Annotated in this window: 6 protein-coding genes; 3 read left to right on the forward strand and 3 right to left on the reverse strand. The window is 34.3% G+C overall.

All coding sequences use genetic code 11. The features are described 5' to 3' along the window. Positions 1 to 8: 8 nt before the first annotated feature. From DFQ06_RS14275 to DFQ06_RS14285, 3 genes are all read right to left on the reverse strand, one after another. A complete protein-coding gene (locus DFQ06_RS14275) occupies positions 9 to 3,287 on the reverse strand; it encodes a SusC/RagA family TonB-linked outer membrane protein (RefSeq protein ID WP_133968402.1) in 3,279 nt (1,092 codons plus the stop codon). Between the two features lie 411 nt (positions 3,288 to 3,698). Next, the gene (locus tag DFQ06_RS14280; RefSeq protein WP_133968404.1) at positions 3,699 to 5,384 is read right to left on the reverse strand and encodes a RagB/SusD family nutrient uptake outer membrane protein; all 1,686 of its coding nucleotides are present in this window, start codon (positions 5,382 to 5,384) and stop codon (positions 3,699 to 3,701) included. A gap of 11 nt (positions 5,385 to 5,395) precedes the next feature. Further along, positions 5,396 to 8,557 (reverse strand): SusC/RagA family TonB-linked outer membrane protein, encoded by a 3,162-nt coding sequence (locus DFQ06_RS14285; protein ID WP_133968406.1) that lies wholly within the window; start codon positions 8,555 to 8,557, stop codon positions 5,396 to 5,398. A gap of 605 nt (positions 8,558 to 9,162) precedes the next feature. Here DFQ06_RS14285 and DFQ06_RS14290 point away from each other — a divergent pair. The 3 genes from DFQ06_RS14290 (at position 9,163) to nagB (ending at position 15,228) form a co-directional block, all read left to right on the forward strand. Then, positions 9,163 to 11,517, forward strand: coding sequence for a beta-N-acetylhexosaminidase (locus DFQ06_RS14290; protein WP_133968408.1), 2,355 nt, complete (start codon positions 9,163 to 9,165; stop codon positions 11,515 to 11,517). 27 nt (positions 11,518 to 11,544) lie between these two features. Next, positions 11,545 to 13,185, forward strand: coding sequence for a beta-N-acetylhexosaminidase (locus DFQ06_RS14295; protein ID WP_042506099.1), 1,641 nt, complete (start codon positions 11,545 to 11,547; stop codon positions 13,183 to 13,185). A gap of 129 nt (positions 13,186 to 13,314) precedes the next feature. After that, positions 13,315 to 15,228: a glucosamine-6-phosphate deaminase gene (nagB, locus tag DFQ06_RS14300; RefSeq protein ID WP_162857675.1), complete on the forward strand. Its 1,914-nt coding sequence runs from the start codon at positions 13,315 to 13,317 to the stop codon at positions 15,226 to 15,228. Positions 15,229 to 15,258: the final 30 nt, after the last annotated feature.

Below are 15,258 nucleotides of genomic sequence, written 5' to 3' on the forward strand. Positions count from 1 at the left end.
ATTAAATTTTAAAATGAAAGATTAACCCCTAATGAAAAAGTTTTTGATAATGGATAAGAAGAACCTCCACTAAATTGACCAGCAACAGATTCTGGATCATAAAATAACAAATCAGAAACTGTTAGCAAGTTTTCTCCTGTAATGAATATTCTAAATCTATCAATTTTGTATTTATCTGTTACTTCACTAGGAATTGTATATCCAAGTTGTATTGTTTTTAATCTAGCATAAGCACCGTTTTGTATGTAACGATCTACTTGTTTTGAGTAGTTTCTGTTATTTTTACCATTATTTACGGCATAAGGTCTTGCAAAATAAGAATCTGTATTAGCACCTAATGGACTATCTGTATCAGCAGGTCTATAATAATCTAAATGTTCTGCATATACGTTGGAGTGAAATGGGCCTTGGTTTGGACCTAAAAATTGTTTCTTTAAAGAACCTGTTAAAGGAGCTATGTCTCTTTTTCCAACACCTTGTATGAAGGCATTAAAATCGAAACCTTTATAACTTGCCCCAAGTGTAAGTCCATATTGATATCTAGGTGTTGTATTTGCTATTACAGTATAATCACCATGATCTTCAACAGTACCATTACCATTGTTAATAACACCATCTCCATTTACATCAACATACTTAGTATCTCCTTCACCAAATTGACTGTTATGCACCCATCTTTGATTTACAACAGACTCTCTATCTAAAGCTTCTTGGTCGCTAGCAAACCAACCTTCCCATTGTAGTCCCCAAACCTCTCCAAGATCACGCCCTGTATAAAAGTCTGATAATAATTGCGTTTCATTAGGAAACGAAACAATAGTTTGTTTGTAATCTGATAGTGTGGCTCTAATATTATATTTAAAATCACCTAATGTTTGTTGCCAGTTCACTTCAGCTTCCCATCCTTGAGTTCTTGAAATACCACCATTAACCAAAGGAGAACTTGTTCCAAGAACAGCAGGTAAAGATGTACCATTGGTAGACATATTTTCAATATCTGAACGATACCAATCAAAAGAAAAGCCTAATTTATTGTTCAATGCTAAAATATCGATACCAATATCTTTAGTTTTAACAGTTTCCCAAGTCAAGTTTATACTGGTTAAGTTAGGTACATTTGCGGTGTATTCTCTTTCTCCATTAAATAGATAAAAACCATTCGCAACCGGAATTCTTGGTACATATAAATAGTTACCTACATTTTGATTTCCTAAAGAACCATTACTGGCACGAAGTTTAAACATACTAATTTCTTCAATAGGCCAAAAGTTTTCTTTTGCTACGTTATAACCTAACTCAAAAGAAGGAAAACCAGCCCATCTATTTCCTGGCTCAAATCTTGAAGACCCATCTCTACGGTATGTAACCCTAGCAATATATTTTCCTTTATAGTTATAACCAAAACGACCAAACATACTCTCTGTAGACCAGTGAGAAATATTATCGGTAACTGTTTGATCTCCTACCGCTGTAGATATTGCCGTTACATTATCCGACAATAAGCCATATGCATTTGCACTAATGTTATAAACATTATAACGTTCACTTTGGTACCCTACGGTAGCATCAAAATGATGTCCTCCTAATGTTTTATTATAACTTGTATATATATTTGGAGACCAATAATCATTAGTAGCTAATGTAGGAGTAACACGAGTTTGATCGCTAGAAATTATAACTTGTGTATCTCCATTAGGTCTTGTAGCTTCATATTGTGAAGTGGAATAAAGCGTTTTATTATTGTTTGTTCTATAGTTGTATTCTAAATTAATACGCCAATCTTTAATAGGCTCGATAGTAACTCTAGGTAATAAAACCAATTGGTTTTTTGTATTAACCTCACTTGAATGTTGCCATGAAGGGTAATAAGCTCCAGGAAGTGGCTCTCCATAAATAGGATCTACCGTAGGCATTGTTGGTTTTAGTTTTGATAATTGATCAAATACTCTACCTCTACCATAAGCTGGATCCCATGGAAAAACAGCATCACTTCTTTGCATTTTAGTTAAAAGCTCAAAAGCTAACCATTTTGTAGGTTTTGCTGCTATTTTTGCATCTAAATTATATCTATCAAAAGTATTTTCTGCAACTTTAAACAAACCATCCTCAGAATAAGCGCCTGCAGATATGTAGTAATTTAGTTTTTCATCACCACCTCTAAAACTTAGGTTATGTTTAGTTTTTACAGCAAAATCACTAAAAAGGAATTCCTTCCAATCGGTATTTCCACTACCGTAAAGACCACCACTACTTACATCCCAATCTAAACCATTATTTTTAGTAACTAATGTTGGTGCACTACCAGGGTTTGCTATATTCTGTTCTATTCTATCAATAGCATCTTCACTAAAAAACACATTGTTACGCCCCGTATTATTAAATCCAGCCTCGTTCATTACAGTTACATAGGTTAATGCGTCTGTTTGATCTGGCCATTGTGTAAACGTAGAGAAAGAAAAGTTATTAGAGTAGTTAACTTTCATACCGCCATTCATATCCTTACCACTTTTGGTGGTTATTAAAATAGCACCACCAGCAGCTCTAGATCCATAAATAGAAGCCGCAGCTGCATCTTTTAAAACGGTAACTGTTTGAATATCTTCTGGATTGATGTCGTTCATATCCATCACAGCTCCATCAACAAGAACTAAAGGACCTGCATTACTTATGCCAGTACCCGTAGAAGTCATTAAACCTCTAATATTGATATTTTGAGCAGCTCCTGGCTCTCCACCACTTGAAGAGTTTGTAATTTGAAGTCCTGGTACAGCTCCTTGTAAACCATTAGACACACTTGCAATAGCTCTGTTTTCAAAAGTTTCAGAATCAATTTGTGAAACTGCAGATGTTACTGTGGTTTTAGTTCGTGTACCATACCCAACAACAACAACCTCATCAAGAGCAGCAATATCTTCTTCCAAAGTTATTTTTAAAACTTTTTGATTAGTTACTGTAACTTCTTGAGTTTTAAATCCAACAAATGAAAACACTAACACAGCATTTTCTTTAGACGGTGTTATAGCGAAGCCTCCATCAAAATCTGATTGCGCTCCGTTTCCTGTTCCTTTTTCCCTAATATTAACACCCGGCACAGGTTGCCCATTAATATCGGTAATTGTTCCTGTTATTTGTTGCTGCAAATAACTACGCGTTACTTTAAAATCTACACTTGTGTTTGGCGCCAAACCAAAACTGGCAGAAACACACGAAAAAGCCAAAACACTCAAGAAAAAACCTAAGTGCCTTTTTTTTCGATAGAAAGCGAAATTGTGTAATTTAATTTTCATAGAAATGTGAGTTAATTAATAGTTAAAAAATTTTGTGGTTAGTAGTAGCTTTTCATCTTTAAACATCTTCTAATAAAAATAAACAAAAGCAAAAAAATTCTTAAAGGAATTCGGTTTTGTAGCGTTTATTTTCACAAAACAATGTTAAAAACATAATAAACCTATATATTTCAACCGAAATAGAGACAAGAATTTCGACAAACAACACCTGCCATTCGACAAATAAGTATTAAAATCATGTTAATTTTTTATTAACTAAAAAAGAGCTCTTTTATATGGAGCAAAAGAAATTCATTAATATTTGGTATCGGTATGCAGAAAACTTTAATATTCAATCTATTTAAACCAAATAAAAAACCTCCAACGATTTTAAATCATTGGAGGTTTTATTATGAATAAATACTCTGAATTTTACCAACCTGGATTTTGTACTAAATTAGGGTTAGCATCTAAAGAAGTCTGTCTAATAGGTAATAAATAATAGTAATCGTTCCAAACTCTTGCAAATTCTGTATCACTATTATTTGCTTTATATTTCTCACCATATAAGTCTCCAGGCTCAGTAGTACTAACTGGGATACCATATACTTGGCCTATTACTTGGTCTCCCAATTTATAACGCCAAATATCCCACCAGCGTTGTTGCCCTTCACCAGCAAACTCATAACGTCTTTCTAGTAATATAGCATCAATCATAGTATTTCCTGTAGTACCTCTAGTTACGGTAGGTAAACCTATATCTGCATATTTAGGCATTCCTACACGCTCTCTAACCATATCTAAATAAATTAGAGCATTTCCATCATCACCTTGTCCAGCAAAAGCTTCAGCATACATTAATAAAACTTCAGAATAACGTATTAATTTTAAATCGACATGTCCTGCATCTAATCCATCTAAATCATAATCGATATATTTTCTAAAACCATAACCAGTGCCTACAGAGGTAGTTCCAATGTTGTCATTGTTTCCAGCAGATCCGCTAATATTTGGATTTGGTTGGTACTCATAAAAAGCATCTTTATCTCCATTTTTTGGTAATAAATCTCCAGGTAAAACGGCAGTAACTGCAAGCCTCGGATCTCTATTAATATATGGATTCGTTGGGTCGTATGCTGGATCGTCTTTTGGAAATAAACCATTTATAGTTTGTACTTCCTCTATAAAATCTGATGAAAAACCAGCTCTACCTTGGTTGCTATTTGATTGTTCTGTACCTCTCCAAGATCCTTTTAAAGCAAGTCGTCTTGCTAAGGCATGTGTTCTTAGGTCTTCTATATATATATTTGTTAAAATGGTTTCGGTGTTACTATCTCCAGTACTGTAAAATAAACTTTTAAACCCATCAATACCGCTAGCTAAACTGTATTGACCATCGTCAATTATTTCGGCACAAGCCTCTTCTGCTCCTGCATACAATGTAGAGGTATTAGAGTGCCAACCTACAGCTTTTAAGTAAGCTCTGGCTTTTATGGCTAAAACAGCACCTTTAGTAATACGCCCATAATCTTCAGCGCCATAGGTTAAAGGAAGCATATCTGTTATTTCAGTTAATTCAGAGATAACAAAATTAAAGACATCTTCTCGAGGGTCCCTTGCAGGATCATCAGAAGAACTAATAGTACTTGTTAATAAAGGTACATCGCCGTAAGCAAATACCATTTGCTCGTAAAGCATAGCTCTAAAAAATCTTGCTTCTGCTTCATGCTGATCTCTTTTACTTTCATCATTGTAAGAAGCACCTGGTAATTTTTCTAGAAAAAAATTGATATCAGCAATACGAGAATAATTATAAAAATCATCTAAAAAAGCATTAGTTGCTGTCCAATTGAAATCTGATCCATAACGGCCTTCACCATTTATGTTTCTATGCACCGCTTCGTCAGTCCAAAAATAAGGCACCAAATTACCTGTTATATCCGCACCAGGTAAAGAAAAATATAGTGCATTTAAGGCACTCTCCATATCTGCTTGATCTTGATATAATGCATCTGCAGTATACTCATCACCATCTATAACTTCTAAAAAGTCTTCGCTACATGACCATATAACGGACATTAGAAATAATGTAGGAATTACTATATTAAATTTCTTCATTTTTATTTTTTTTATAGTGTTATATTTAATCCTAGAGAAGTAGTAAGTGGTAATGGGTAACTAAAGTTTCCGGTAGTTACTTCAGGATCCCATCCGTATTCATATACTGGGCTATTTGTCCAGATTACACCAAGATTTTCCATTGAAAGGTTAATATTTACAGATTTAAGCTGTTTTATATTTAATGCCTTTTTTAAGTTATACCCAATAGTTATATTCTGTAGTTTTATAAATTCATTATTTTTTATAAAATCGGATACTGTTGAAGTATAGTTTTGATTTCCAGCTCCAACAGGTACAGGTAATAATGCATCGGTATTATCTGGACTCCAATAATCTAAATGATATGCGTAAGAGTTTGAAGCTAATAAAGGCTCGTGAGACAAGGCATTGTTAAAGTATTGATTTCTATCAAAAGCACCATAAAAACGAGCGGATACAGAAAGTTCTTTATAACTAAAACCTAAGTTGAAGCCAACACGATAGTTTGTTGCTGTGTTATTATCAATAATAACTCTGTCATCAATGTTTATTACTCCGTCGCCAGTATCGAAAACGCCATCGCCATCAGAATCAATTGTAAGTTGGTCTGTATATTTAAACCCGCCTACGTAAGCACCGCCAACAGAAGTTTGGTCTGCATGAGAAGCAATTTCTGCTTCACTTGAAAAGTACCCATCTGTAACATACCCATGGCGATCACTTATACTTTGTCCAACAGCTACTAATTCAGAATCAAAACCAGCTAAGTCCGTAATTTCATTATCATAGTAAGACAGATTTCCACCTACCCAGTATGTGAAATTTTCACCTATATTGTTTTCATGTTTTAAATCTAATTCCCATCCCCAACTTTTAACATCATATAAGTTGGCAGTAACATCTCCAAAACCAAATTCGTCTGAAGTATTACTATCAGTATCGATAATATCTTCTCTATTATTAATAAAATAGTCTCCATTAACTTGAAGTTTTCCTTTAAATAAAGATAAATCTAAACCAAAATTAAGAATTTTAGCCGTTTCCCATTTTAAGTCGGGGTTAGCATAAGCACCAAGTGCATATCCTGAATTAGTTACGCTTCCTATAGGGTAGCCTCCAGCAGCAGAGTAACTTACTAATTGTGTTGTTAAACCTTCAACACCATTGTCATCTCCAGTGATACCGTAAGAGGTTCTAACTTTAAGCTTATCAACCCAATTTGCTTTGTACATAAAAGGTTCTGCTTTTACATTCCAAGCTACAGCTACAGAAGGGAAAAAACCATATTTATTATTTTCTGCAAAATAAGAACTACCATCATAACGGAATGAACCTTCTATGATATAACGGTTTTTATAGTCATAATTTAATCTACCAAAATAGGATAATGTTGCATTATTTTCTATGAACGAGTAATTACCTAATTCTTCACCGCTTACTGTGTTATTTTCTTCTCCAAGAATTAAATCAACAGGCGTATCTAGAGCAAACCCTTTTCTTGAAGCTCCAAAACCTTCACCTTCATATTCTTTAGATTGAAAACCTAATAGTGCTTTAAAGTTATGGGTGTTGTTAATATTAAAATCGTAATTTAAGCGTGTTAGTGCAGTTACTGTATAACTAGTAGTTGTTGCTAATGTAAATGTTCTAGCATCAGATTCTGCAGGATTAATAGATCTATTTGTAGATTCTGTATTGGTATAAGAATCGGTATCTTGAAAATCTAGATTAATATACTCGAAAGAGTTGTTGAAAATCCTTTGGTTGGTATGATTTTTTAAAACAGAAATACTTTGTTCTAAAGAAAGGCCTTTTAAAGGTTTTATTTTAGCATAAGCTTGAATATTAAGGTTGTCTCTCGATGTTTTATTATAGCTTCCAGCTTGTGCAGCTGCTATTGGGTTTATTGCACCACTATCATTATTTACATAATAGCCATCTACAGATCTAACTGGGTAGAATGGAGACCCTATTAAATTTGTTCCAGATGTAATCTCTGTTTGGTTAATTACTCTGTTGGTTATTAATGCATTAGTCCCAACCTCTAACCAATCTGTTATATCGGCATCTATTTTCAACCTTAAGTTTAAACGTTTAAAATTGTCTTCCCCTATTGCTAAACCATCTTGTTCAAGATATCCTGTGTTCATTAAAACCCCAATATTTTCACTACCCCCTTTTATTGTTAAATTATGAGACTGTTGAGCTGCAGAACTAAGGTATAATTCATCCGCCCATTGGGTATCTGGATAAAAACCACTTTCTGCCAATGCAACAACTTCATCACTAAAAGATCCAGAATCTGCAACATTAGAAAATTTCACATATTCTTCAGCAGTCATTAATTCTGCAAATTTAGGAGTGCTCTGTATGGATTGACTTACGTTATAAGTTACAGATATGTTTTCACTTTTCTTAGTTTTTTTAGTTGTTATTAATAACACACCATTAGCCCCTCGTGCTCCATAAATAGCTACAGCGGCAGCATCTTTAAGAATTGTTGCCGTTTCAATTTCTTGCGGATTTATATCTTCTAAAGTCCCTTCAAAATTATCGATAATAACTAGGGCGGCTGTAGAGTTTAAAGAACTTGCTCCTCGAATTGAAAAACTTTGGTTAGTCCCTGGTGCACCACCAGCAGAGTTAGAACTATTTAAACCAGGTAAAGCACCAACTAAAGCAGATGATAAATTGGTAACAGGACGTACATCTGTTCCTAATTCCTCAGATGTTACTTGGGCTACCGATGTTGCTACTTTACTACTGTTTTGAGTACCAAAACCAACAACTACAACTTCATCAAGTTGTGCAATATCTTCAGCTAAAACAACTGTAATATCTGTTTGGCTACCAATAGAAACTTCCTTTGTAACAAAACCTACAAATGAAAATACCAAAACAGCGTTATCGCTTGATGGGGTAATAAAAAATCCTCCATCAAAATCAGATTGAACTCCGTTTGTTGTACCTTTTTCCACAATATTAACACCCGGAATAGGTTGCCCGTTAACGTCTGTAATAAGTCCTTTTACTTGTTGTTGTAAATAGTTTGTAGTCTTTTTAGATTCTACACTCATAATAGGTTCCAAACCGTAACTGGCAGAAACACACGAAAAAACCAATACGCTCAAGAAAAACCTTAAGTGCTCTTTTTTTCGATAGAAAGAGAAATTTTTTAATTTAATTTTCATAGAAATTCGAGTTAATTAACAATATATATTTTTTGATATCCTTATTTTATTTCAAAGGCAAAAATATTAATCAACACTCAATATTGATTAAACAATATAGAATACTTTTAATATTAATACTTTTAAAATTTACATTAAGAATGTAATAAATTTATAAGTTCTTTAAAGTTAATAGGTAACTATTTCGACCAATGACCTCTAGCTCTCGACAAATAATCAAAACACAACCTAAAAGCCCATTATCACTAGGATAATCCCTAACACAAAACGTGTTTTTTATCTTACAAAAAGCAGTATTCACCCCCAAATACGCACCTAAACACAGCATAAATTCTCGCTCTTAAAACCTACAAATACAACTTAGTACGCTATAATCTACATGATTACTGAATAATATTCCTTTAATCTTTTATAAAACCTTAAAGACGTAAGACGAAAACGACTTTTATCTATAACCCTAAGTTATTGGTCGAAATTTAAACTCATAAAACATAAATAAGTATATTTTTATAACAAACTAATATGTGAAGATAAAATCAGTTTATTTTTTTACACCGCTAAAAAGTAAACTATTAACAACACTAACTTCTAACATCAACCAAAACATGAGTACCCCTTTTAGAAAGATAAAAAGCACATTAACCCCATACTTATTATGTTTCTTACTAGCGCTTACATCATGCGATAAAAAAGAACTAAAAATAGGAGAAACTGCAATTATCCCGTTACCAGCAGAATTAATAGAAGGCGACGGACATTTTATTATTAACGATAAAACAACTGTATCAGTTAATAACCAAGAGCAACAAACCATTGCAACCAATTTTTTTAAAAAATTTGAAACCGCATCCGGATGGATCCCAGAAATAAGTATAAATAATGAACAAGCAGATATTATTTTTTATACTGAAAAATCTCTCAACCCTGAAGCTTACGAATTAGTCGTAAATACAGGTGGCATACATATAAAATCGGCTTCAGGGGCCGGTTTTTTCTATGCTATGGAAACCATTGGACAATTACTGCCTACAACATTTTATTCCAAAGAAAAACAAACAAATACCATTTGGGGAATTCCCGCGGTTACCATTAAAGACGAACCGGCTTTTAAATGGCGTGGTTATATGCTCGATGTTTCTCGTCATTTTTTCACAAAAGAAGAAGTAAAAGATGCTATTGATTTTATGGCAGAAGTAAAATTAAATCGTTTTCACTGGCATTTATCAGACGATAATGGATGGCGCATAGAAATTAAAAAATATCCAAAATTAACAGAGATTGGCGCTTGGCGTGTAAACCAAAATGATAAAGATGAAAACACTTCTAATTGGTGGGGACGCCCAACACAGCAACCTGGCGAAAAAGCAACATACGGCGGTTTTTACACGCAAGACGATATTAAAGAAATTGTAGCTTACGCCAAAGCACGATATATAGAGATAATTCCAGAAATAGACATGCCTGGTCACTCTTTAGCAGCTATTGCATCTTACCCAGAAATTTCGTGTTCTACAGGCCCTTTTTACGTAGGTACAGGTGGTGTAGTTAGAAACAACACCTATTGTCCTGGCAAAGAAGTCACCTTTGAGTTTGTTGAAAATGTTTTAGGTGAAGTTATGGATTTATTCCCTTTTGATTATATGCATATTGGTGGCGATGAATGTAATAAAGAAGCATGGGAAGTCGATCTAGATTGCCAACTCCGCATGAAAGAAGAAAATCTTGCCGATACACACGAGCTACAAAGCTATTTTGTTAAACGTGTAGAAAAAATAGTAAATACCCACGGTAAAAACATGATTGGCTGGGACGAAATTCTAGAAGGTGGTTTAGCTCCAAACGCAACTGTTATGTCTTGGCGCGGAGAAAAAGGTGGCATTGCAGCAGCTAGACAAGGACACGATGTAATTATGACACCTTCACGATACTGCTATTTCGATTTAAAACAAGGTGACGACGACTTAGAACCGAATCTTGGTTACGCCTACTCTTTTTTAAAAGACACTTATAATTATAAAATAATTTCCGATAGCTTAACTACCGAACAAGGCAAACATGTTTTGGGTCTTCAAGGTAATTTATGGACAGAATCGCTTAGAAATTGGAGCCAAATAACCTACATGACATTTCCGCGTTTATACGCTGTAGCGGAAAATGGTTGGACCAGTCAAGCCGATAAAAACTGGGATGGTTTTACAAACCGTTTACTTAACCAATTTAAACGTTTAGATCAAAAAGGCGAGCGTTATGCAACAAGTGCTTATAATGCTAGAATATACCATACTGGACAAAAAAATGGTAGTATAGAAATTGCTCTTAAAACCGAAGTTAATGGCATGGATATTTACTACACATTAGATGGTACAGAACCTTCGCTAACTTCTATAAAATACAAGAATCCTTTCTATATTCAAAATACAACCACTTTAAAAGCAACCACTTTTTATAAAGAAGAACAAATAGGCAATATTTCAGAAAAAACCTTTCCTATACATAAAGCCGTTGGCGCCAAAGTTGTTTATAATACACCAAAAATTACCGGTGCAAAAGAAACAAACAAGCTCATAGATTTAAACTTCGGAAAATTAAACCGTGGCGATCGTAATTGGCAAAACATAAGAGGTAATTTAGATGTCGATTTAATCTTCGAAAAACTTACAGACATTCAATCTCTAGAAGTTACAAGTCTTAGGTTTACAAACTCTAGCGTTTATGTTCCCAAATACATTGAAATCTATGGCTCTAAAGACGGCAAAACCTTTACCAAACTAGGCGAAATTAAACAACTAGAAGCCAGCCATACGCAAGGTAGAAACAAAGTAAAATCTACCATAGCATTCAAAAAAACACAAGTAAAAGCTATAAAAGTGAAAGCTAAAAGCGTTAACCCGATACCAGAAGGGCATCGCAGAGCTGGTAACGCTTCGCTAATTTTAATCGACGAACTTATTGTTTTTTAAAAAATTAATACTAACAACACACTCATAATGAAAAACACTCTACTAATTGCGCTGTGCATCATTGTTTCAGCCTGTTCAAACAAATACGCAAAGGTCATCAATGCCGAAGCAGATTACCACATTATTCCAAAACCTACATCTTTAAAAATTTCCGAAGGCAGATTTTTGCTAGATAAAAACACTGTAATTACTGCAGAAACGGCATTAGAAAATGAAGGACAATACCTTTCTGAAATGCTAAGTACTATTTCTGGTAAAAGCATTCCTTTTTCTAAAGAAACCCAAGGAAACATTCTATTAAAGCTAGATGAAACCATAGAAAACAATGAAGGTTATACCCTTTCTGTAAGCTACAATCAAATTACAATTACTGGTAAAACAAGCGCTGGTGTGTTTTATGGAATTCAAACCTTAAGTCAGTTAATTCCTTTACCTGCAACTGCTAGTAACACTCAAACAGAAGTTTCAATTCCTGCAACAAGTATTGTCGATAGTCCAAAATTTGTTTACCGAGGCATGCATTTAGATGTTGCTCGTCATTTTTTCCCAGTATCGTTCGTTAAAAAATACATAGACATATTGGCCATGCACAAAATGAACACTTTTCATTGGCACTTAACCGAAGATCAAGGATGGCGTATAGAAATAAAAAAATATCCAAAACTTACTTCTATTGGTAGCATTAGAAAAGAAACTATTGTTGGTCATGGCAACACATGGAATAAACCAGACGTGAAATACGATGGTAAACCTTACGGTGGTTTTTACACTCAAGAAGATATTAAGGAGGTTGTCGCTTACGCGGAAACAAGACACATTACCATAATTCCAGAAATAGAATTACCAGGACACTCTCTTGCTGCCATTACGGCTTACCCAGAACTTGGAAACACAGGCGAACAATATGAAGTTGGAAAAAGATGGGGCGTATTTCCAGAAATATATGCACCAAGCGAAGAAACCTTTAAATTCCTAGAAGATGTTTTAACAGAGGTTATTGCGCTTTTCCCTAGTAAATTAATACATATTGGAGGCGATGAAGCTCCAAAAAAACAATGGGAAGCCAGTAAATTAGCTCAAGATATTATTAAAAGAGAAGGCTTAAAAGACGAGCATGAATTACAGAGTTATTTTATTCGACGTATTGAAAAATTCTTAAACTCTAAAGGACGAAATATTATTGGTTGGGATGAAATTCTAGAAGGTGGTTTAGCACCAAACGCAACCGTAATGTCTTGGCGTGGTGAAAAAGGAGGTATTCAAGCTGCAAAAATGCATCATAATGTAGTGATGACGCCTACTCGTTTTTGTTATTTTGATTTCTACCAAACAAAAGATAGAACTAACGAACCTCTTGCTATTGGCGGAAACACTTCCGTAGAACAAGTTTATAGTTACAACCCGTTACCAAAAGAGTTAACCAAAGAAGAACAAAAATACATTTTAGGCGCACAAGCCAATGTATGGACCGAATACATCAAAACACCAGAACAGGTTGAATATATGGTTTTACCAAGGCTTACAGCGTTATCTGAAGTAGTATGGTCTAGCTATGAAACTAAAGATTGGAACGATTTTCAAACACGCCTTATTCATCTAACAAAAAGGTATGAAGCACTTGGTTTAAATTATGCAAAACACAGTTTAGAGATTAAAACCGAAAAATAAGCACTTAACAAATAAACACGTCACTCAACTGATTTTTTTGTCTATAACCAGAAGTTACTGGTCGAAATTTTAAGACATTAAAACAATAAAAAGATAGTTTTGGATAACTAAGGACAAATTACACGTAATATGCAAACAGAACCAATTAAATACAGAGAAGCCGGTAAATTTGAAGAAACACGTTTTGAGAAAATACATAATGTTATTTTCGAATCTTCGCAAGATGCTTCAATTATCGTTGCTCAAGAAATAGCTACTTTAATTAAAGAAAAAAGCGCAGCAAACAAACCTTGTGTTTTAGGTCTTGCAACTGGGTCTTCGCCTATAAAAGTTTACGAAGAACTTGTAAGAATGCACAAAGAAGAAGGTTTAAGTTTTGCTAACGTGGTATCTTTTAATTTGGATGAATATTATCCAATGGATAAAAACAACATCCAAAGTTACTATTACTTCATGCACGAGCATTTGTTTAATCATGTTGATATTCTTCCTGAAAATGTTAACGTTCCAAATGGTACAGTAAGCCCAGAAGATTTACATCAATATTGCATTGATTACGAAAACAAAATTACAGAACTTGGAGGTTTAGATTTCCAATTACTAGGTATAGGTAGAACAGGTCATGTTGGTTTTAACGAACCTGGATCGCACTTTAATTCTAGAACACGAAGCATTATTTTAGATCACATTACAAGAGCCGATGCGGCACCTTCATTCTTAGGTATCGATAATGTGCCTAGAAAAGCTATTACAATGGGTGTTGGTACTGTAAGAAGTGCTAAGCGTATTGTTTTATTAGGTTGGGGTTTAAATAAAGCTAGTATTTTAAAAGAAACTATTGAAGGTGAAATTACAGGGCAAGTTCCTGCAACATACTTACAAGAACATGATAATACTACATTTGTTCTAGATCAAGGTGCAGCGGCAGAACTTACTCGTGTTAAAACACCATGGTTAGTAGCGTCTTGTAAATGGACCGAAGAGTTAGAACTTAGAGCTGTAGTTTGGTTAAGCCAATTAACAGGGAAACCTTTCTTGAAATTAACCGACAAAGATTATAACGATAACGGCATGTCCGATTTGTTAGTCGAAGAAGGTTCTGCATACGATTTAAACATTAAGATGTTTAATAAAATGCAAAAAACCATTACAGGTTGGCCAGGAGGAAAACCAAATGCAGACGACTCTAATCGCCCAGAAAGAGCAAATCCAGAAAGAAAGCGTGTTATTATTTTTAGCCCGCACCCAGATGATGATGTTATATCTATGGGCGGTACTTTCGATAGATTAGTACAGCAAGGACACGATGTGCATATTGCATACCAAACCTCTGGAAACATTGCTGTTTCTGATGAAGAAGCTTTAAAATTTGCTGAAATAGCAAAAACATTTAACGCAGATGCTAAAGAACCTCAAGCTATTATAGATTACCTAAACGATAAAACAGGTAATGAAATAGACTCTCTTGAAGTAAGAAAACTAAAAGCACTTATTAGAAGAAGTGAATCTCTTGGAGCTACACGCTACTTTGGATTAGACGATGACCACGTTCACTTTTTAGACCTTCCTTTTTACGAAACAGGAACTATAAAAAAGAATAATTTAGGTCAAGATGATATTGCCATTGTATGCGAATTAATAGACACTATTAAGCCTCACCAAATATATGCCGCCGGCGATTTAGCCGATCCACATGGTACTCACAAAGTTTGTTTAGACGCCATTTTTATAGCCTTAAAAGCTTTAAAAAGCAATAGCTATATGGACGATTGCTGGGTTTGGTTATACCGTGGTGCATGGCACGAATGGGAATCTTACGAGATTGAAATGGCTGTACCAATGAGTCCAGACCAAGTTTTAAGAAAAAGACATGCTATATTTTATCACCAATCGCAAAAGGATGGTGTTATGTTTCAAGGAGACGATAACAGAGAATTTTGGGTAAGAGTTGAAGATAGAAATAGACTAACAGCAAAAAAATACAACGATTTAGGCTTAGCTGATTATGCAGCTATTGAAGCCTTTAAACGTTATCATTTTTAGGATTTATTAATAGCAAATAAAACCAACCAA

The organism is Algibacter lectus, assembly GCF_004368925.1.
Taxonomy (GTDB): domain Bacteria; phylum Bacteroidota; class Bacteroidia; order Flavobacteriales; family Flavobacteriaceae; genus Algibacter; species Algibacter lectus.

Coding starts and splice junctions, on each gene's coding strand:
- DFQ06_RS14275 (WP_133968402.1), bottom strand. CDS start 3,287: ATGAAAATTAAATTACACAATTTCGCTTTCTATCGAAAAAAAAGGCAC.
- DFQ06_RS14280 (WP_133968404.1), bottom strand. CDS start 5,384: ATGAAGAAATTTAATATAGTAATTCCTACATTATTTCTAATGTCCGTT.
- DFQ06_RS14285 (WP_133968406.1), bottom strand. CDS start 8,557: ATGAAAATTAAATTAAAAAATTTCTCTTTCTATCGAAAAAAAGAGCAC.
- DFQ06_RS14290 (WP_133968408.1), top strand. CDS start 9,163: ATGAGTACCCCTTTTAGAAAGATAAAAAGCACATTAACCCCATACTTA.
- DFQ06_RS14295 (WP_042506099.1), top strand. CDS start 11,545: ATGAAAAACACTCTACTAATTGCGCTGTGCATCATTGTTTCAGCCTGT.
- nagB (WP_162857675.1), top strand. CDS start 13,315: ATGCAAACAGAACCAATTAAATACAGAGAAGCCGGTAAATTTGAAGAA.